The organism is Ruegeria sp. BG8 (genome assembly GCF_056538325.1).
On sequence record NZ_JBQFSZ010000015.1, the window covers coordinates 80,406 to 99,385 of the forward strand.

Annotated in this window: 20 protein-coding genes and 1 tRNA gene; 7 read left to right on the forward strand and 14 right to left on the reverse strand. The window is 55.8% G+C overall.

All coding sequences use genetic code 11. The features are described from left to right. Positions 1-17: 17 nt before the first annotated feature. From ACR0DG_RS20570 to ACR0DG_RS20615, 10 genes are all read right to left on the reverse strand, one after another. Positions 18-611 carry a GNAT family N-acetyltransferase gene (locus tag ACR0DG_RS20570; RefSeq protein ID WP_480700226.1) on the reverse strand — a complete coding sequence of 198 codons (594 nt, stop codon included), beginning with the start codon at positions 609-611 and terminating at the stop codon, positions 18-20. Then, the gene (locus tag ACR0DG_RS20575) at positions 604-1,002 is read right to left on the reverse strand and encodes a ketosteroid isomerase-related protein (RefSeq protein ID WP_480700227.1); all 399 of its coding nucleotides are present in this window, start codon (positions 1,000-1,002) and stop codon (positions 604-606) included. The genes ACR0DG_RS20570 and ACR0DG_RS20575 overlap by 8 nt, the downstream gene beginning before the upstream one ends. A gap of 2 nt (positions 1,003-1,004) precedes the next feature. Beyond that, entirely contained in the window at positions 1,005-1,457 is a 453-nt protein-coding gene (locus tag ACR0DG_RS20580; RefSeq protein ID WP_480700228.1) for an arsenate-mycothiol transferase ArsC, read from the reverse strand. 3 nt (positions 1,458-1,460) lie between these two features. After that, a complete protein-coding gene (locus ACR0DG_RS20585; protein ID WP_480700229.1) occupies positions 1,461-1,940 on the reverse strand; it encodes a UPF0262 family protein in 480 nt (159 codons plus the stop codon). A 69-nt stretch (positions 1,941-2,009) separates the two neighbouring features. Further along, positions 2,010-2,843 (reverse strand): hypothetical protein, encoded by an 834-nt coding sequence (locus tag ACR0DG_RS20590; RefSeq protein ID WP_480707311.1) that lies wholly within the window; start codon positions 2,841-2,843, stop codon positions 2,010-2,012. 91 nt (positions 2,844-2,934) lie between these two features. Further along, the gene (gene hisD / locus ACR0DG_RS20595; protein WP_480700231.1) at positions 2,935-4,236 is read right to left on the reverse strand and encodes a histidinol dehydrogenase; all 1,302 of its coding nucleotides are present in this window, start codon (positions 4,234-4,236) and stop codon (positions 2,935-2,937) included. A 20-nt stretch (positions 4,237-4,256) separates the two neighbouring features. Beyond that, the gene (locus ACR0DG_RS20600; protein ID WP_480700232.1) at positions 4,257-4,763 is read right to left on the reverse strand and encodes a GNAT family N-acetyltransferase; all 507 of its coding nucleotides are present in this window, start codon (positions 4,761-4,763) and stop codon (positions 4,257-4,259) included. Positions 4,764-4,806: 43 nt separating this feature from the next. Beyond that, positions 4,807-5,283: a DUF2948 family protein gene (locus ACR0DG_RS20605; RefSeq protein WP_480700233.1), complete on the reverse strand. Its 477-nt coding sequence runs from the start codon at positions 5,281-5,283 to the stop codon at positions 4,807-4,809. Further along, the gene (gene murA / locus ACR0DG_RS20610; protein WP_480700234.1) at positions 5,280-6,548 is read right to left on the reverse strand and encodes a UDP-N-acetylglucosamine 1-carboxyvinyltransferase; all 1,269 of its coding nucleotides are present in this window, start codon (positions 6,546-6,548) and stop codon (positions 5,280-5,282) included. Before murA ends, ACR0DG_RS20605 begins: the two co-directional genes overlap by 4 nt. A 6-nt stretch (positions 6,549-6,554) precedes the next feature. Further along, on the reverse strand, positions 6,555-6,710 hold the full coding sequence (locus ACR0DG_RS20615; RefSeq protein ID WP_480700235.1) for a hypothetical protein: 156 nt from the start codon (positions 6,708-6,710) through the stop codon (positions 6,555-6,557). Between the two features lie 83 nt (positions 6,711-6,793). Here ACR0DG_RS20615 and ACR0DG_RS20620 point away from each other — a divergent pair. Both ACR0DG_RS20620 and aspT read left to right on the forward strand, forming a co-directional pair. Next, positions 6,794-6,868: transfer RNA gene (locus ACR0DG_RS20620), tRNA-Thr, on the forward strand. A gap of 207 nt (positions 6,869-7,075) precedes the next feature. Beyond that, a complete protein-coding gene (gene aspT, locus ACR0DG_RS20625; protein ID WP_480700236.1) occupies positions 7,076-8,776 on the forward strand; it encodes an aspartate-alanine antiporter in 1,701 nt (566 codons plus the stop codon). Positions 8,777-8,823: 47 nt separating this feature from the next. Here the strand turns inward: aspT and ACR0DG_RS20630 are convergent, their stop codons facing one another. The 3 genes from ACR0DG_RS20630 to ACR0DG_RS20640 all read right to left on the reverse strand — a co-directional run bounded on the left by ACR0DG_RS20630 (position 8,824) and on the right by ACR0DG_RS20640 (position 12,440). Continuing rightward, positions 8,824-10,461 (reverse strand): bifunctional aspartate transaminase/aspartate 4-decarboxylase, encoded by a 1,638-nt coding sequence (locus ACR0DG_RS20630; RefSeq protein ID WP_480700237.1) that lies wholly within the window; start codon positions 10,459-10,461, stop codon positions 8,824-8,826. 111 nt (positions 10,462-10,572) lie between these two features. Further along, the gene (locus ACR0DG_RS20635) at positions 10,573-11,079 is read right to left on the reverse strand and encodes a hypothetical protein (RefSeq protein ID WP_480700238.1); all 507 of its coding nucleotides are present in this window, start codon (positions 11,077-11,079) and stop codon (positions 10,573-10,575) included. Positions 11,080-11,489: 410 nt separating this feature from the next. Continuing rightward, positions 11,490-12,440: a GlxA family transcriptional regulator gene (locus tag ACR0DG_RS20640; protein WP_480700239.1), complete on the reverse strand. Its 951-nt coding sequence runs from the start codon at positions 12,438-12,440 to the stop codon at positions 11,490-11,492. A 154-nt stretch (positions 12,441-12,594) separates the two neighbouring features. Here ACR0DG_RS20640 and ACR0DG_RS20645 point away from each other — a divergent pair, with 154 nt between their 5' ends. From ACR0DG_RS20645 to ACR0DG_RS20660, 4 genes are read left to right on the forward strand one after another with little or no spacing between them, the layout of a single operon-like run. Next, the gene (locus tag ACR0DG_RS20645) at positions 12,595-13,305 is read left to right on the forward strand and encodes a GntR family transcriptional regulator (RefSeq protein ID WP_480700240.1); all 711 of its coding nucleotides are present in this window, start codon (positions 12,595-12,597) and stop codon (positions 13,303-13,305) included. Positions 13,306-13,312: 7 nt separating this feature from the next. Further along, positions 13,313-14,230 carry a dihydrodipicolinate synthase family protein gene (locus ACR0DG_RS20650; protein ID WP_480700241.1) on the forward strand — a complete coding sequence of 306 codons (918 nt, stop codon included), beginning with the start codon at positions 13,313-13,315 and terminating at the stop codon, positions 14,228-14,230. A gap of 3 nt (positions 14,231-14,233) precedes the next feature. After that, positions 14,234-15,730, forward strand: a complete 1,497-nt coding sequence (locus tag ACR0DG_RS20655) for an aldehyde dehydrogenase (RefSeq protein WP_480700242.1) — start codon at positions 14,234-14,236, stop codon at positions 15,728-15,730. Beyond that, positions 15,727-17,067, forward strand: coding sequence for an NAD(P)/FAD-dependent oxidoreductase (locus ACR0DG_RS20660; RefSeq protein WP_480700243.1), 1,341 nt, complete (start codon positions 15,727-15,729; stop codon positions 17,065-17,067). The genes ACR0DG_RS20655 and ACR0DG_RS20660 overlap by 4 nt, the downstream gene beginning before the upstream one ends. 161 nt (positions 17,068-17,228) lie before the next feature. On the opposite strand, the gene ACR0DG_RS20665 is transcribed toward ACR0DG_RS20660, so the two are convergent. Beyond that, positions 17,229-18,776 carry a trimethylamine methyltransferase family protein gene (locus tag ACR0DG_RS20665; RefSeq protein ID WP_480700244.1) on the reverse strand — a complete coding sequence of 516 codons (1,548 nt, stop codon included), beginning with the start codon at positions 18,774-18,776 and terminating at the stop codon, positions 17,229-17,231. On the opposite strand from ACR0DG_RS20665, the gene ACR0DG_RS20670 reads away from it, so the two are divergent. After that, positions 18,769-18,980, forward strand: a 212-nt coding sequence (locus ACR0DG_RS20670) for a hypothetical protein (protein WP_480707313.1), incomplete at its 3' end; no start/stop codon positions are given. The two genes, ACR0DG_RS20665 and ACR0DG_RS20670, sit on opposite strands and share 8 nt — an antisense overlap.

Sequence of the window (18,980 nt, forward strand, 5' to 3'; positions counted from 1 at the left end):
CAGAGTTGTGAACGACCTCAAAGATCCCTGATCCAAAACTGCAGCGGTTTCAGGCTTTCGTCTTCCTCGCCGACATCTTTCCACGAGAACTGCGCGATAACCCCGGGCAAGGGGTTATACCCACGAGCCTTCCAGAATGCGTCCAGCGGTCGATAAGACGCAGGCCGCATCGGGTGATCCGCCGGGCGTTGCACACCGCAAAACGCACATTTGGAGAAACCCAGCTTTCGGGCATGGGCTTCGCGCAGGTCAAAGAACTTGTGCCCGACACCCTGCCCTCTGTAGTCAGGCAACAGGACAGATTCCGCACAATAGAAAATCTCGGACAAATCGAGATCCGTATTCTCAAAAGCCGCAGCAAAATCATCTGCGTGATCGATCAAAGGTGCCCCGGTCGATGCGCCAATCAGGTGGTCACCGTCAAAGGCTCCGACAACAATTGCCTTATCACTGTCACGGTAGGACTGCAGGTATTTACGCTCATAGTCCAGATGACCATCGTACAGGTAAGGCCAGGCCCGAAACACCTCGATCCGCAAACGCGCCACATCATCCAGAGCAGCTTCAAGCGCTGCCCCGGTCAAGGCACGGACGTCGGTGACCTCAGCCACCTGACACCTGCTTCGTCCAGTCGGCCAGGTTGTAAAACGTGGTCACGCGGGTGATCTTACCATCCTTGAGGTCAAAGAATGAACCGGCTGGCAGACGATAAGTCTGGCCGTTCGCCTCAGGCAATCCTTCGTCGGTTTCCAGATACGTCCCGTTGACAATAAACTCGGCTGCAGCCCGTGCGCCGCCCTCGGCCTCGAACACCACGATATCAGTCAGGTTCTCACGGTAGCAGCGGTTCATATGGGCGCAAAACGCCGCAAATTTTTCTTTACCGACACGGATTTGACCTTCGTTTACGTGATGGGCCACATCGTCAGAAAGGCACGCCAGCATGCCATCAACGTCGCCTGCGTTGAAAGCTTGGAAATAGGTTGTGACGGTTTGGTTCATGTTCACTCCGTAGGTTCGCCCCAGCGGTCTTTGAGATGCCGTATGATCTGATCGCGGGTCTGTCGGTAGTGAGTTAGCTTGTCTTCGCGGGTTTCGCCCAGCCCAGTAGGGTCCATTATTGGCCAATAATCGACATCCAGGTGAAAAATTCGGGTCAGTTCCAGAGCGCGGCGCTGACTGGCGGGTGACAATGCAACGATCAGGTCGAATGAGCTTAGGTCATCACCCCATTCCTGCATTTCGTCGAAAGAGCGCGACCTGTGGCGCGAAAGCTCAACGTCGATCTCATGGCAAACCGCGATGCAAAACCCGTCAATTTCCAGGTCGTTATGCACACCGGCCGATTGCACATAGGTGCCGGTGCCATAGAACTTTTTCATGATGCCCTCGGCCATCGGGGACCGGACCGAGTTGTGGTCGCAACAGAACAGGATCGACTGCGGCAGAGGCGTCACCCGTCACCCCCCGAAATGCAGCACGCAGATCAGCGTGAACAATCGACGGGCGGTATCGGTATCAACCTCGGCTTTGCCTTCCAACCGCTCCTGCAGAACGCGGCTGCCTTCGTTATGAATGCCACGCCGCGCCATATCGATTGTTTCAATCTGACTTGGTGGCAACGACTTGACCGCATCAAAATAGCTTTCGCAAATCTGAAAGTAGTCTTTGACCACTTGCTTGAAGGGCCCCAGCGATAAATGAAACTCGGCCGCTTTCTCTGCCGCTTCGGTCGCGACATCAAAAACCAGACGTTTGTCGCGGATTGAAAGTTGCAAGTGATAAGGCCCTTCGGGAACCCTACGGCCATCACGCTGTGGCAGCGCAAAGCTGTTTTCTTCCAAAAGGTCGTATATCGCGACTTTGCGTTCCTGCTCGATCTCGGGTGTCGGCGGCGGCAGGTTACGGTCGTCCAGTTCGATATGTGAAATACGGGTCATGGCTGTGTGGTCCGTTCAGGTCGAAACAGACCTAGCGCAACAAGTCCCATTGAACAACGCAGGAAAAAGTCAAATGGGATTATCCGCAGGGTCAATTTCGTGTTTTTTCAATAACTGGTCCAGAAGTGACCCAGGATTAAAACTGTTCACTCCAATGAACATGCGCCGAAACCACGACCCATAAAAATGAATCGACATTTTTTTCTGCCACTCAAGGAAATCTAGTTTCGAGATATCCGGATCGTTCCATAATCCGCGATGTCGCGGAGGAATAGAGTATAACTCCGTGCGCGACGTTGCCATCGCTCCCTCGTTACTTTGGGACACGTAGTGATAGAGCATCGGCGGCCCCAAACTGAACAACGGCAAACTTGAATACGTCGATTTACCGAAGATGTTTAAATAGGCTTTTTTTTGCTCGTCCGGCCACCAAGGTGGAACAAGATCACTTTCAAAAGCAAACCGACACATGGCTTTCAACGCCGGGCTATCTGAAGGAAATGCAAGTACGCCGTTCATCAAGCGTTTCTTTTTTCTGTTCCCAACAGGGAAAAGATAGCCCTGCCGCGTCTCGAATGGCCTGAGCGCATACGCATCTGCGTCGACCCAAATGTAATCCGTGCCTTGCATCAGCTTAAGCCGGAACAAATCGGCATGAACAGCAACGGACCGGGCAATTGGATCGCGGTAAATCTCTGGTGCATCAAAGACTTCGCGCGCATCCCGAGCTTCAACGAAAGAGGGGATGTTTTCAAGTTCGCCATAGTGGTAGAGGATGGGCTTTTGGTCGACATCAGCGAATGACTTGAGGCATAAATGCTCAAGAAAGCTCAACCGTTTACCGATCCACAATGTCGCCACACGTTCCAAGTCCGACCCTTCTTTCAAGGCGCGCCGCGTCACTGTCCGGCAACGGCAGTTTTGATCAAGGCCCGTCCGACCAGATGATCAGATGCACCATGAACATGTGGCACATCAGCCATAGGGAATCGCGTTAGTCGTTAAGACGCAGCAAACGCGCCGTGACAGATAAACCATGCGCCTCAAGGCTCTCGGACTTGGCCAGTTGCTCGGCCGCTGGGCCAATCGCTCGCAGCGCAGCTGGTGTCATCTGGCTGAGCGTGGTGCGTTTGAGAAAGTCCATCACACTTAGCCCCGAGGAAAACCGAGCAGAGCGCGCAGTAGGCAATACATGGTTCGGGCCACCCACGTAATCACCGATAGCTTCGGGTGTGTACTGACCAAGGAAGATCGCACCGGCATGAATTGTTTTTTCGCTCAGACCCACCGGGTCAGCCACGCAAAGCTCAAGATGTTCAGGGGCTATACGGTTTGACAACCTAGCGGCCTCTTCCAGATCGCACGCTGTAATGATCGCGCCAAAATCACGCCAGCTTGCCCCTGCGATGGCGCGACGTTCCAGCGTTTCCAGCCGTTTGTCTACCGCATTGGCAACAGCTTCACCAAAGACAGCGTCATCGGTAATCAGGATAGACTGGGCGCTTTCATCATGCTCGGCCTGACTCAACAGATCCAACGCGATCCAGTCCGGATCGTTATCTTTATCTGCGATCACCAGAATCTCGGACGGGCCAGCGATCATATCTATGCCGACCTTGCCAAAAACACGACGTTTCGCTGCCGCCACAAAAGCGTTGCCGGGGCCAGTGATTTTATCCACGGGCGTGATGCTGTCCGTTCCATAAGCCAGCGCAGCAATCGCCTGAGCACCGCCAATGCGATAGATCGTGTCTACACCAGATAATCTGGCCGCAAGCAGCACAAGCGGGTTCACCTGCCCGTCCGGAGTGGGCACCGTGATTGCAAGACGCTCAACACCCGCCACCTTGGCCGGGATGGCATTCATCAAAACGGACGACGGATATGATGCCAGCCCACCGGGCACATACAAACCAGCGGCCGACACAGCCGACCAACGCCAACCGAGCGTTGCGCCGGTCTCATCTGTCCACTGGTGATCTTCGGGCAACTGTTTCTCGTGGTAGGCCCGAATGCGATCCGCCGCCAATTCAAGCGCCGCACGGTCCTCGGGTGACACCTGGGCAACTGCTTCGTCAATCTCATCCGACGAGAAAGCCAAGGTGTCCGGCGTCAACTCCAGCCTGTCGAAACGCGCGGTCAACTCAATAACGGCCTCATCGCCGCGGGCGCGGACATCGTCGATGATTTCCGCCACGACCGCGTCAACATCCGGGCTGTCTTCACGTTTGGCCGACAACAACGCAAGAAAGGCGGTCTCAAAATCAGGCGAGGTCGTATTCAGAAAAACAGGCATTGTCTGGCACTCCGGGCGTTTCACCGGGACATATCGTTCGAGGCTGAGGGGCTCAACCCTTCGTCGGGTACGCTTAGCGATTTGTGCATGGGAAACTGGGGAATACCGTGCCAATCTTCGGGGTCACCAGTGTCTTGCCAACCAAACCGGCGATAGAATTCACGCGCCGTGGCCGTGGCATCCAGATGCGCTACTGTGCAACCGTTTTGGGCAAGTACACCCTCCAGCCGGATCAGCAGCGCCAATCCGACACCGCGACGCACATAGGCAGGGTCGACATATAGCAGCGAAATTTCGGACAGGTTGCGAAGGCCCCCGACACCGGCGACCTGCCCGTCCATTTCAGCCAGCCAGATTTCGGCGCCAGACTGAATCCAACGCCGAACAGTTTGCGGATCTTTGTTTTCAGTCCAAAGCGCGAGCAAATCGGCGTCTTTGTGATGATCAGCCACGCAGAGATAGGTGATCGAACGGACAAGAACCTGACTAATGCGAAAGACATCAAACACAGTCGCACGGCGCAGCACCAGACCCGTTGAAGGTCCAGAGAATGCCTGCGCTATGCCGCGTTTATTCCGGATGGTGTGGTACCTGCCCAGACGGTGCCTGATACGGGCGTGTAACGTCCTTGAGCGCGGCATCCAAAGCTTCGACCGACAGGCGAATTGCGCCATCACCGGCCAATGTCAGGATGACATGACCTGCACCATCTTCCCCTGCTTCAAAATCTACCGACAACAGCGACATGACCATATCCTTGTCGCTGCGGTCGACGCCCTGGCTGGCGACCGACAGAACCGAATCGAAGACAAGCACGGATTGCACCCGCTCAAAAGGGCGACCACGACGCGTCGCAGCGTCCTTGTCTTCCCAACGAAATCTGTTGAGCAACAGCCCGAACCGTCGCTCAGCGGGGCGCCATGTCATCTCGGTGATCGGGAACACCGCGTCCTGCGTGAGGGTTGAAATCACCTGCAGGTCATCGGCATCTTCGGCCCCCAGGTTCAGGGGCGACTCTTGCCCGTCGTGAAAACTTGCGTCTGTCATTGGCCCTTGATCCGTTCGATTTTGGCACCCACGCCTTCCAGCTTGCGCACTACATGCTCATATCCGCGGTCCAGATGATAGACCCGGCTGACCGTTGTTTCACCTTCTGCGGCCAATCCGGCCAAAATCAGCGAAACCGAAGCCCGCAAATCCGTCGCCATCACTGGGGCGCCTTTTAACTGTTCGACCCCGGTTACAGTCGCCGTTCCACCGTGAACTTCGATGTTTGCGCCCATCCGAACCAGTTCAGGGGCGTGCATAAAGCGATTCTCAAAAATACGCTCTTCAAGAACAGACACACCTTCGGCAGTGCACATCAGCGCCATCATCTGCGCCTGCAGGTCTGTTGGAAATCCGGGGAAAGGCTCGGTCACAACATCAACGGCATTCACACGGCCATTTTTGCGCGAAACCATCAGGCCACTTTCGGTATCAGTCACATTTACCCCCGCAGCATCCAGCTTTGCAGCGAAAGATTCCACAAGGGCCATACGACCTCCCAGCAACTCAACCTCACCACCGCACACTGCCGGTGCCAGCATATAGGTTCCCAGCTCAATCCGATCCGTGACGACCTGATGGGTCGCACCATGCAACCGATCGACACCTTGAATCTCGATCGTTGAACTGCCTTCCCCAGAGATTTGCGCCCCCATTTTACGCAAGCACTCCACCAGATCGACAATCTCAGGTTCGCGAGCGGCATTTTTGAGGACGGTCGTTCCTTTGGCCAGCGTCGCTGCCATCACGATATTCTCGGTAGCCCCCACGGATGCAAAGCGCATTTCGTGAACCGCGCCTTTCAAGCCGCCCGGGGCCTTGGCATGTAGATACCCGTCCTTCAGGTCGATCTCAGCGCCCAGCGCCTCGAGCCCTTCAACATGCAGGTCCATAGGCCGGGCACCAATCGCACACCCACCGGGCAAAGACACCACAGCCTGCCCAAAACGCGCCAGCAACGGGCCTAGCACCAGGTTCGACGCCCGCATTTTACGCACGATCTCATAATCTGCCGTGTGACTTGTCAGGCTGTGGCTCGACATGGCCAAGACCTGCCCATCCTGCAACGAGGACACCTCGGCCCCAAGCGACTGCAAAAGCGCCGTCATGGTCTTGATGTCACTCAACCGTGGCGCATTTGTCAGCGTCAGCGGTTCCTCGCTGAGCAAGGTCGCAGGCATCAGCGTCAAACACGCGTTCTTAGCGCCGGCGATCGGTATCTGACCGTTCAACGGCCCGTTGCCTGTAACCAGAATCGAATCCATTTGCTCTTATCCCTCGTCTTTATCGGCCTTGTCCCCGGATGCCGCCCGCGCCTTGGCCTGCGCCTTACGACGCGCCATATTTGCCTTTAGCGCTGCTTTTAGCCGCTCTTCGCGCGCGTTACCGGGTTTGCCTTGTTTTTTTGATGAATTTTTGTCCGTCATGCTCTTTCTCTACAGGAGGCGAAAAAAACCGTCCAGACACCCTTGCGCCGCGTTTCGTTTGGGTCTAATCAGCCGCCCACAGCGCTGCTGTAGCTCAGAGGTAGAGCACTCCCTTGGTAAGGGAGAGGTCGAGAGTTCAATTCTCTCCAGCAGCACCATTTCCTTACCCACCAATCCAATGAATATGCACGGATCCGAAAACGTGTGACATTCGTCGATCAGACACCACCACTGTTTGACAGAATCCGCGTACAGTGATTTTCTGAAAACCAGTTTCAAAAACCAACCAGTTTTCTTAACGTTATGAGGACTGTAACACGCTTGCCCCAAAATAGGCATACAGGATCGCCTCAAAGGATTGGACTATGGAAATTGTTGCAGAACAACTTCGAACTTACCCTATCATGGCGCTCTTTCTGTGTTTGGGATTGGGTTATGGCGTGGGGAAATTTCGGGTCGGGAAATTTGAACTGGGTGGCATTGCTGGCACTCTACTCGTCGCTGTCTTTGTCGGCCAAATTGGCGGGATAACACTCAGTACGGATGTTCAGAACGTTTTCTTTTCCCTGTTTATTTTCATGGTGGGCTACAACGGCGGACCTCAGTTCTTTGCGGCACTGAACCGATCGGCTCTGACCAAGTTACTGGCAGCGTTCATGATGACGCTTTGGGGGCTGTTCTTTGTAATCGTGATTGCCCGTTGGGCCGGTTTGGACAAGGGGCTGGCCGCCGGTCTTGCCGCCGGAGGGTTAACGCAATCGGCGATCATAGGCACTGCGGGCAACGCCATTGACCTTTTGGGGTTGGCCGCGGACGAGGCTGCAAAACTTAAGACGAACATCGCCGTAGGATACTCGGTCACGTATATATTTGGTTCAATCGGTCCGATCCTGGCTGTCAGTATCATCCCGATCATCCTGCGCTGCGATCTGCGGCAAGAAGCAATAAAGCTTGCACAAAAACTCAGCGGCGGCGGTCATAAGCTGGAAGAAGGCGAGTTTCTTCCGATGAACAGGTTCGACGCGCGCGCATATCAAGTGAATGAAGGCTCGACCCTGATTGGTCAGGCCGTCAATGCGATTGAGGCTACCTATGACGGCGACCTGCTGGTTGAAAAGCTATTGCGCGATGGTGCGCCTTTGGACGCCACCCCGGATTTGACGATCCAATCCGGGGACCTGGTTGTGGTGTCAGGGCTGGTGTCCGCTTTGACGGCCTTCCAAGGCTCGGCCGGTGACGAGGTTGGTGAGTACCCGCCGGAGCTGACCATCGTCGAACAAAGGCAAAACGTGGTGATCACCAACCCCAAACTTGCCGGCAAGACCCTGCGCGAATTGCACCAGGCCATCACGATTGATCAACGGCGCGGCGTCCATATCTCAAAGATCACGCGGATGGGTCATGATGTCCCGGTTTTGCATAACACCGAGATCCATGCAGGGGACGAAGTCAGCATCGTTGGCCACAAGGATGCGTTGCAGCGGGCTGCAAAGATGGCCGGTTATGTGCCGCCCTCCGCTTCGGTCACGAATTTTATAGCACTTGGGATCGGGGTCGCCGCGGGTTACCTGATTGGCGAAATCAGCTTTGTTATTGCCGGAACCAAGGTTGCACTTGGATCGGGTCTTGGTTGTCTGATTACCGGATTGCTCATCGGTTACCTGCGCATTCGCAAGCCCAGTATTGGTGGCGTGAACCGGGGTGCGGCCAACTTTCTGCAAAGCTTTGGGCTGGCGGTTTTTGTCGGCGTCGTAGGGCTGAACGCTGGCAAACCCGCGCTGGAGGCAATCCAGCAATACGGAATTACGCTGTTGTTGTTGGGCGTTCTGGTCACGATGATGCCGATGATCGTGCAGTTCCCGATCAACTACTTTGCGCTTCGCATCAAGAACCCAGTCGAAGCTTGCGCGGTTGTGACCGGATCCCGCTCGGGTAACCCCGGGTTTGCAACCTTGCTGGAAAAGACAGGGAACTCTACCCCGACGCCAGCCTTTACCATGACCTACGCCGTGGCAAATATCTTCCTGACACTATGGGGGCCACTTGTCGTGGCATTTGTCCCGTGAGTTGAAGGATAGGGTGCCTCAAGTCGTCTCCTTAGGCACCCACCCTTTTACTCCTGACCGTGCAAAGGCAACCCTTTCGAGGCGCGGTATGCCTGCACATATCCGACCGCGACCGCACGGACCGCACGCCCAATCTGGCGATAGGCGCTGTCATCCAAATTGGCGAATGACACCCGGGCCGACCAGTTTGGCGCGTCAAAGCCGGACCCGTTCAGCAGCACAATCCCGTGGTCCTGCGCCAATTTGAACGAGATATCCAAAGGGTGAACATTCTCTTTGATCCATTCGACGACCTCATCACCCACGTATTTTCGCAGCCAAAACTCGAAATCGATGATCCCATAATAGTGGTCGAATAAGGGGTTGTCCGGCACGTCGATACCCATACCATCAACCAGTTCCTCGAAACGGTGCTTTAGAATTCCCCAGCAGAACGATTGATAAGCCTTTTCCTCGTCCATCATTTCGACAAGCGAAAACAGCGTCATCATGACCTGCTGCGGCAAGGACAAACCAGCAGTGTGATTCAAAGCAACATCCCGACTATCGGCAACGATCCGGTCAATGAATTTGAAGTTCGATGGATCAGGCGTCAGCGGCGCATAGCGCGCATTCACCAAAGCTTTGGTTTCATCGTCTGCATCAGCGATCATTCGGTCAAAGATATTATCCTGGGCCACTGCAACCACACCCAAACGCCACCCCGTGCAGCCAAAATACTTTGAGTAGGAATAAACGCCGATCGTATTCCCGGGCAGATGCCCCATCACAGATTGGAAGTCCGGCACAAAGGTGCCATACACATCGTCCGTCAGGATGATCAGGTCGGGACGCCGCGTGTTTACGAAATCGACCAGTCGCGCCAGAACTTCGGGGCTGATCGCAACAGAGGACGGGTTGCCGGGGTTGACCAGAAACAGCGCTTTGACCTTGGGGTCAGCCAGCTGCTCAAGATCGTCATCGGTCAACTGAAAATGGTCCTCTTCCTTTGAAGACACATCGACCACGTTCAGCCCATAATCTTCGAGGACAGGCATTTCCAGATAAGGTGTGAAAATCGGCGTGCCCAGCGCGATGGTGTCACCCGCGTTGAGCAGCCTCTGGTTCTTGAGTGCTTTGAAAATATAGCACATTGCAGCGGTTCCGCCTTCGACCGCATAAAGGTCGAACTTGGCGTCTGGACGATGGCCCGAGCACATCGCCCACATCAGGTATTCGTGGACGATCGCCTCGTTGTGTTCAAGACAACGATCCGGCATGGGATAGTGATCCCCGACTATTCCATCGGTCAGCTCCAGAACGAAATCATCGGGGGTGAAGTCAAATTTCTGGATCGCGAAATCCACAAGGTCTGACAGCGTTTCCGCACCGGGGGTTCCGTCCTGCCCCGATCTGGCGGCGCAGTAAGCCTTGAGGCGGTCATAGCTGCCGGGACCTTGCGGCATCCCCGCCAGACCGACCTGCGGCTCATTCCGGTGGCGTTGCGCTTCGGTCATCGCGAACTGACCCAACAGGAAAAAGGCTTCGCGGGCTTTTGTCGCGATCCAATTCGGGTTGCCGCGTCCTGCGTTCAGATAAGGAAGCGTCGATTTTCGCGCCTCTTTCTGGGCCAGCTTGATAAGCTCGTCCTTGATTTCAAAAGGACTTAGATTTTCAAATTGATGTAGGTCCAGCGTCTCAGGCATTGCATCAAACCCTTTGCTAAAATCAGTCGGATATATTCACCCGAAGCCTACGCAAGGACCTGAGCCACTGTAAACCATGCTGTGATAATCGAGGCACCTCAAGCGGCGCTTTTAGTTGAGACGGCTGGAGGCTGCCAATGCACCTGCCAGAGAGTTTTCAATCTCGCCCGGATAGTCACGGCCTTTTTCGTGCAAACCTGCAGCGACCCAACCCACCGTGTGACCGCGTGCGCCGATATCATTGGCCCGCACAAGGGTTGGTGATGTCTTTTCGATCCGAACAAGCGCCATGGATTCCTCAACCTCACGCTCGGACAGGATCATTTTCACGGCACTGCAAATATCCATCGAAACCTGCAATGTCTGGTGCTCCAGACGATGCGCGGACTCTGACAACATCCGCGTGCAGAACGCTGAAAGAAAATACCAACGGAAAATGGAAAAAACGCGTTTCTGAAAATCGCCGGTAAAGCCAACCCCCGAAGAAGCAGCTTGATAGATTTTTTGAAACGCTGCTTCGGCAGCCTGCGACACCTCGTAAATCTGCGCTTCGCGCTGTTCAACAGGCAGCCCGCGCGAGCCAAAAAACACTTCGGCTTCGTGAGTCTCTAAGTTCATTTCGGTCCTCCAGCTTTAATTCCTGATGAGGACATGGGAATGTTTAAGATCATTCGAATGTGATTTTCTGCCATTTAACAAGATGTCAGGCCATTTCTTGGCTTTACAAAAATGCCACAAACCTTCGTTCAACGCAAACTTGTCTAACATTAACATCAGCCAAACGGCAAAAATGTGGCCGATTGCGCCCAGAACAAAATGGGGCAAACAGCCATTTTGTTTCTCAAAAAACCCTAATGCTGACACGATCTGGCAACAGTTGCGCCCATTTTAGATGCGAGAAACACTTAATCCCGCAGATCAGTTGACCAGTGAGATTTTAACGAGGGGGTACGAGCGGGACTTGGGGGTGAGCGCCTGTCTGGCCGACGCACCCGAGGGCAGAGCTGCTCCCCCTACTCCAATTACGATCAGTCGATCTTGCTTTTCTGCGCGTGTGGCGTGACCCCGAAACTTGATCGGTACACGCGCGAGAAATGCCCGGGGCTTTCAAATCCGCACGCCATCGCAACTTCGGTCACGGACGCTTCGGTCTGGAGCAGAAGCTTTTGCGCGCGCTCCAGCCGCAATTCCATAAAGTATTTCTTTGGCGACGTATTGAGGTACTTGCCAAACAGCCTTTCCAACTGGCGCGTGGATATCCCCAGATCTTCGGCAATCTGCGACGGTGACACGGGGGACTCTATACAATCGCGCATAACATGGATGGCTTTAGCCAGATGGGCATTGCGCATTCCGTTGCGCGATTGCAGCGACACACGTTGTTTGGCCGTGGCGTTGCGCACAGCGTTGTAAACCATCTGATCTGCGACCGCGATTGCCAGTTCCTCGCCATGATCCCGTTCGATCAGGTGCAGCATCAGATCGGCGGTGGCAGTTCCACCAGATGCCGTGATGTGTTTTTCATCTGCAACGAAAACGCTTCGCACAAGGTTCACCTCGGGAAATTTTTCCATGAACGCATCATGGTATTCCCAGTGAATCGCGGCTTGCATTCCATCCAGAAAACCCGCTTCGGCCAAAAGCCAGGCACCTGAGCACAGTGCGCCAATCGGCGTGCCCCTTGCCCTCTCACGCCGCAACGTGGCCAACAAGGATCGCGTGACGTGATTGCGCATGTGGATGCCCGACAAAACGAACAACTGGTCCGTCTTGGGCAGATCATCCAGACCGCCATCCACGAGGGTCACCATTTCGTTCGAGCACACTGCGCGCTCTCCATCCTCAGAGATCAGCGCCCACTGATAGAGTTTTTCGCCACTGACCAGATTTGCAATCCTAAGCGGCTCGACCGCGCAAGAGAATGCAAGGTGTGAGAACTCCTCGATCAATATGAAGGTAACGTGGCGCGTTTGGCGCATGGAATGTTCCGTTCTTTTTAGCGTGTTTTCGCCCGAGTCTTTGCGGCTGTCAAATACGATACGATTTTTTTGTATACAAACTGTATTTTTCTAGAATACAGCAAGGATAAGACCTGCCCACCACGATTCGGGCCACCATGACAGGACAATCCGGATGAAAGACGATGCCAAATCCCGTAAGGCCGAGTTGACCGAACACCTCAAGGTGTCGATCCTGACCTTGCGCCTGCAACCCGGCGCGGATCTCGACGAGGTGGAATTGTCCGATGCGTTCGGACTGTCCAGAACCCCCTCGCGCGAAGTGTTCCGGCAGCTGGCGGGTGAAGGGTATCTGGAGTTACGCACAAATCGCAGCGCCCGTGTCGCGGAAATGTCTTATACGACGCTGCGGGATTTCTTCCTTGCAGCTCCGATGGTGTATGGCGCGATTTTGCGGCTGGCGGCTGTCAACGCAAAACCAGCGCAGATTGATGCCCTGAAAGATGCCCAGCTGGCCTTCAAGGCGGCGTTGCGGTCGGGTTCAGCAGAAGACCGGGCATTGGCCAATAACCGTTTTCACGACGTGACCGGAGAGATGTCCGGCAATGTCTACCTGTTGCCGTCGTTCAACCGGCTTTTGATCGACCATGCCCGGATCGGCATGACCTTTTACCGGCCGCAAACGGCACAAATGAGCGAAAATCTGTCTGAGGCCAGTCGCCAACACGACGCCATCATCGCCGCCATCGAGGCGAACGATGAGGCGACAGCTGCGCAGCTGGCCGAAGACCACTGGAACCTGTCACGCGATCAGATCGAATTGTTCGTGATGCCAGATGCGCTGGATGTCCCGATGGGCCTTCCACCGCTTTCGAAACCTGCATGAGGACGGAATGAACCCTATTTTCAAATTTGAGGGGATTTATACCCCGGTGGTTACGCCCCATCACGATGATGGCAGCGTGAATTGGGACGCGCTGTCCGACGTGATCGAGTATCTGGTCGAGAATGGGGTGCACGGGCTGATCTCGGGTGGTTCGACCGGAGAAAACTATGCGCAGACAGTCGATGAGCGTCTGGAACTGGCGCGCTTTACCCATAAGCAGCTCAATGGTCGCCTGCCTTTGGTTGTAGGTACCGGTGCGATGTTGACGCAGGATTCAATTGCCTTGGCATCTGGCGCGCGCGAGATCGGGGCGGACTCGATCCTGTTGGCCAGCCCGCCCTACGCGGTACCGACTGACCGGGAAAACGCGTTGAATGCGCTGGCCATCGACAAGGCCGCGGATTTGCCGGTTATGCTGTATAACTACCCCCACCGCACCGGCACCATGATGGGCGAGGAGTTCCTTGATCGCGTCGGTCGCAGTCGGAATTTCTGCGGGATCAAGGAAAGCTCGGGCGATATAAACCGGGTGCATCTGCTGGCCCGCGATTATCCGCATATTCAGCTTGGTTGCGGTATGGACGATCAGGCGCTGGAATTCTTTGCCTGGGGTGCGCCATTCTGGGTATGCGGCGGATCTAATTTCCTGCCTGCGGAACATGTGGCGCTTTATAACGCCTGCGTTGTCGAAGGCAATTTCGACAAGGGTCGCCGCATCATGTCGGCAATGCTGCCCCTGATGAACGTGCTGGAACAAGGTGGCAAGTTCATTCAAACGATCAAGCATGGCGTTACGATGAACGGCATCGCAGCGGGCGTCATGCGCGCGCCGCTCAAAGGTCTGAACAAAGACGACAAACGCGCGCTGGAACAAGTGACCCGCGTGTTGAAACAAAAAATCGCTGACATTGTGGCGGAGGGTTAAGGCATGGGATTGCTGACACAGGACGAATACAAATCCATCGCAGCAGGTCTAGACCTGCCGAACGCCGCATTTATCGACGGGGCGTTTCGCCCGGCGGCCTCGGGCAAGACCTTCACCAGCGTTAACCCGGCCACCGGTGAAAAACTGACGGATATCGCGGCCTGCGGCGCCGAGGATGTGGACTTTGCCGTCGAAAAAGCGCGCGAAGCCTTTGACGATGGCCGCTGGAGCAAACTGCACCCATCCGAACGTAAAGACGTATTGATCAAGCTGAGTAAGCTGATGACCCGCAACGCGCGCGAACTGGCGGTGATGGAAAGCATCGACAGCGGCAAGACCATATTCGATTGCGAAACCGTCGACGTGCCTGAAACCATTCACTGCCTGAAATGGCATGCCGAGGCGATCGACAAAATCTACGATCAGGTCAGCCCCGCAAGTGATGATCACATCGCCATGGTTGTGCGTGAGCCGATCGGCGTTGTTGGCCTGGTATTGCCTTGGAACTTCCCCCTGCTGATGCTGGCATGGAAGATCGGACCCGCCCTTGCCGCAGGTTGTTCAGTTGTGGTCAAACCCGCAGCTGAGACGACCTTGACCGCCCTGCGCCTTGCAGAACTGGCGATGGAGGCCGGGATACCCCGCGGCGTACTGAACATCGTTCCCGGCGGTGGCGCAGATGCGGGGGAACCGATTGGCCGTCACATGGATATCGACATGGTCTCGTTCACCGGCTCGACCGTGACCGGCAAGCGATTCTTGACCTATTCCGCCGAAAGCAATGCCAAGGAAGTCGTGCTTGAGATGGGTGGCAAAAATCCTGCGATCGTCATGGATGATGCAGAAAACCTCGACCGTGTGGCATCCCATATCGTCAACGGTGCGTTCTGGAACATGGGCGAAAACTGTTCAGCAAGCTCGCGCCTGATCGTGCACAAGAACGTCAAGGCCGAACTGCTGGAGCGTATCGCGCATCACGCAAAACAGTGGAACATCGGCGACCCGCTGGACCCGGAAACCCGGATGGGCGCGCTGGTCAGCGAAGGCCACTACAACAAGGTCTGCGGTTACCTCGATCAGGCTGAAAACGTGGTTATCGGGGGCAAGGCCGACAAGGGTTTTGTCGAAGCAACCGTCGTGGAAGTGCCGGGGAATGATGCGGTTTTGGCCCGCGAAGAGATCTTTGGCCCGGTTCTGTCGGTGATTGAGGTTTCGGGTTTTGACGAGGCGATCAAGATCGCCAATGACACGGACTATGGCCTGTGCGCATCGATCTTCACTGCGAATGCCAAACGGGCCATCCGTGGCGCCCGCGCGATAAAGGCGGGAACCGTGACCGTGAACAGCTTTGGCGAAGGCGATATCTCAACACCCTTTGGCGGTTACAAACAGTCGGGGTTCGGGGGTCGTGATAACTCGGTACATGCCCACGACCAGTACACCCAGTTGAAGACCATCTGGATTGATCTGGCAGACGATGCGGATGAGGCGGTCGATTGAGCGCCTACTCTGCCAAAACTCTTCCGGTACATCGTGGGCCTGCAGCGTGGAATGACATCCTTGGCGCGCAGGCCCCATTCCGGGAACTGACAGGCGACATAACGGCGGACTTCACCGTCATCGGTGCGGGTTTTGCCGGGCTTACGGCGGCACGTCGGCTGCTTCAATTGCAACCCACAGCAAAGGTGGTTGTGCTGGATGCCGGGCGCGTTGCCGAGGGGGCCGCCGGGCGAAATTCGGGGTTCATGATCGACCTGCCACATGATCTGGCCTCCGACGATTACTCGGGCGCGGGCGACGACAAGAAAATGATTGCGCTGAACCGGCAGGCGATAGCCTTTGCGCGACAGGCCGTTGAGCAATACCAGATCGACCCAAATTACTTTGATCAGTCGGGCAAAGTGAACGGGGCCGCCAGCGAAGCCGGAAACGCGCATAACGAAAGCTATGCCGAACATCTGGCCTCGCTGGGTGAGACCAGCGAAAAGCTGGACCCGCAACACATGCAGGAACTGACAGGATCGCGCCACTATATCTCAGGGCTTTACACGCCGGGAACGGTGATGTTGCAACCCGCGGGCTATATTCGCGGCCTTGCTGCAGGGTTGATGGGAGAAGGGGTAGACCTTTTCGAAAACTCGGCTGTCACCGGGTTTTCGAAACAGGGAAGTTCTTGGAAAGTCACCACCGATCGCGGCACGGTCAGCACCGGAAAGGTTATCCTGACGGTCAACGGACATTTGGAAAGCTTTGGTATCGAACGTGATCGGCTGATGCAGCTGTTCTTGTTCGCCTCGATGTCACCAGAGTTGACCGTTGATCAAATGCGCGTTCTGGGCGGCCAGTCCCGCTGGGGTGTCACGCCGTCAGATCCCATGGGAACTACCATGCGGCGGATAGATTCCGGGCAAGGTGGCAATAGGGTCATAACCCGCACCTGTGCGGCCCTGCGTCCCGGCATGGTAGCAACCGCACGCGATCTGGCGCGGGCCTCACTGGTTATGCAGCGCAAGTTCGATCAGCGGTTTCCCCAGCTGGCGGGTTTGGGCATGGAGTATCGCTGGGCCGGGCATCTGTGCCTCAGCCTCAACGGCGTTGCGGTTGCGGGCGAGGTCGAAGCGGGTGTCTACTCGGGTTGCGTCCAAAACGGGCTAGGCACGGCCAGAGGAACGCTCACCGGGATCGCGGCGGCCGAACGCGCCTGCGGTCACACCTCAGACATCACGCAACACTTTGCCGCCGAAGACAAACCGAAACGTCTGCCCCCTCAGCCCTTTCGGGAAATCGGAGCCAACGCCGTTTTGCGATGGAAGGAATGGCGCGCGCGGGACGAATGATCAGGTCGGTTTCCAACATATACGCCCAAGACCTGATCATCTTTCCCAGACTGAACCAAGTCGGCTAATAAAAATCCCGTTTTATCTTTCGGGGTATCGGATCGTGAACCCACAAAAAAACCCGCCCGATCATTCGGGCGGGTAAGTTCCGGGGGAGATTATCAGTAGCTCTGGTTCAACTCATCGGCTGCAGGAATTTCACGCTCGCGACGGGCGATATAGTCTAGAAGCTGTTCGTTCTTAGCCTCATCCAGCTTTGGCTCTTGGTATTCGCCCAACAGCTTTTTGGCGTGTTTCAGTGCGCGCGCGGTGATTTCCACGCTTCCTTCGGCTTGCCACTGTTCGATCGAGTTGTTGTCGAATAGCTCGGGCATAAAGAACGCCTGCTGGAAGTTATCTTGTGTGTGTGGGTGACCCAGATAGTGACCACCTGGACCCACGTCTGGAACCGCTGCCAGCGCCTGGTCGAAATCATGCCATTTGGGCCCCTCGGCCATTCGGTAGGCCATGGCGCATTGCTCGGCGTCCACCACGAACTTGGCAACGGAACAATGCATACCAGCCTCGTTCCAGCCCGCCGAGTGCCAGATATAGTTCGCACCCGCATGCATCACCGCGCTGAGCGTTGTTGCGGATTCGTACCCGGCTTGCGCGTCGAATGTCTTGGCACCACCCAAGGTGTTCGATGTGCGCCATGGCACATCGTAATACCGTGCCATCTGACCGATCATAAAGTTCATAAGGCTGATCTCGGGAGTGCCCGCCATTGGGGCGCCCGATTTCATTGAAACGGTCGACAAGTAGTGGCCCCAGATCGCCGGACACCCTTTGCGGATCACCTGTGTGTACGCCAGCGCCGACAGCGCCTCAGCCGTCAACTGGGCTACCGTGGCGGGTACGCTGGCAGGCGTGTTCGCACCACCCAGAACAAAGGGCGAGCACAGCACCGGTTGATTGCGGCGGCAGAAGGCACGCATCGCGCCCAGCATGGTTTCATCCCAGACCAGCGGGCTGTTACCGTTACAGTTGCCTGTGGTCACGGGATGTTCGTCGATAAAATCTTCTCCGAACAGGATATCGCACATGTCCATCACATCTTCGGCGTTCTTGGGCGACGTCGTCATACCCATGAACATTTTGTCCGAATACTTCATCGACGAATAGGTAATGCGAAGATGTCGCTGGCTGATCGGGTGATCGTACGGCTCGACGATGTGGTGGGCCGAACTGTGCAGCGCCGGCATCATGTGCGACAGCTTGTGGAACATCGCCAGATCTTCCAGCAGCGGATTGCGCCGAACATCGTCCAGATCACGCAAGAAGGGCGCACCGGTCATCGGCACAAAGACCGAATGCTTGCCACCCAGTTTGACATTATTCGCCGGGTTCCGAGCGTGATAGGTGAACTGGGCCGGAATTGTCGAAATCAGTTCGCGCACCATGTTTCGGTCAAGATAGACCAGCTCGCCCACGACCTTTGCACCGGCCTTTTTCCAGTCTTCCAAAGCGATGGGATCGCGGAACTGAACGCCCACGTTTTCAAGAATATCCATCGCGGCGTTGTCGATAAGTTCAACTTGCGCCCCGTCCATCACCTCGCACAGAGGGATGCCACGGGTCAGACCGGGCAGCATTTCAAAATTCGGTGCAGTGCGCAGAGCGCGGCGGGCTGAGCGCCCGCCCGAGCGGGACGCAGTTCTGGTGCTCATGGGGCAGTCCTCCATTGTTGTATTAACCTTGAAGGATTCGCAGAGCTTTCACCGCACTGATTGCGATATCTGCTTGCAGGAAGCGACACCCCTTCCCGACGTTGAAACGCCGCCCGGTTTGGGCGGCGTTTGTTGTTTTATTGCTGTTTTGGCTTTGGGTTATTCGGCGGCTTGTGTGGCGCCTTCGCCCTGCTTGTCGCGCAG

Coding starts and splice junctions, on each gene's coding strand:
- ACR0DG_RS20585 (WP_480700229.1), bottom strand. CDS start 1,940: ATGACCCGTATTTCACATATCGAACTGGACGACCGTAACCTGCCGCCG.
- murA (WP_480700234.1), bottom strand. CDS start 6,548: ATGGATTCGATTCTGGTTACAGGCAACGGGCCGTTGAACGGTCAGATA.
- ACR0DG_RS20655 (WP_480700242.1), top strand. CDS start 14,234: ATGGGATTGCTGACACAGGACGAATACAAATCCATCGCAGCAGGTCTA.
- ACR0DG_RS20605 (WP_480700233.1), bottom strand. CDS start 5,283: ATGACAGACGCAAGTTTTCACGACGGGCAAGAGTCGCCCCTGAACCTG.
- hisD (WP_480700231.1), bottom strand. CDS start 4,236: ATGCCTGTTTTTCTGAATACGACCTCGCCTGATTTTGAGACCGCCTTT.
- ACR0DG_RS20635 (WP_480700238.1), bottom strand. CDS start 11,079: ATGAACTTAGAGACTCACGAAGCCGAAGTGTTTTTTGGCTCGCGCGGG.
- ACR0DG_RS20630 (WP_480700237.1), bottom strand. CDS start 10,461: ATGCCTGAGACGCTGGACCTACATCAATTTGAAAATCTAAGTCCTTTT.
- aspT (WP_480700236.1), top strand. CDS start 7,076: ATGGAAATTGTTGCAGAACAACTTCGAACTTACCCTATCATGGCGCTC.
- ACR0DG_RS20645 (WP_480700240.1), top strand. CDS start 12,595: ATGAAAGACGATGCCAAATCCCGTAAGGCCGAGTTGACCGAACACCTC.
- ACR0DG_RS20615 (WP_480700235.1), bottom strand. CDS start 6,710: ATGACGGACAAAAATTCATCAAAAAAACAAGGCAAACCCGGTAACGCG.
- ACR0DG_RS20575 (WP_480700227.1), bottom strand. CDS start 1,002: ATGAACCAAACCGTCACAACCTATTTCCAAGCTTTCAACGCAGGCGAC.
- ACR0DG_RS20665 (WP_480700244.1), bottom strand. CDS start 18,776: ATGAGCACCAGAACTGCGTCCCGCTCGGGCGGGCGCTCAGCCCGCCGC.
- ACR0DG_RS20650 (WP_480700241.1), top strand. CDS start 13,313: ATGAACCCTATTTTCAAATTTGAGGGGATTTATACCCCGGTGGTTACG.
- ACR0DG_RS20640 (WP_480700239.1), bottom strand. CDS start 12,440: ATGCGCCAAACGCGCCACGTTACCTTCATATTGATCGAGGAGTTCTCA.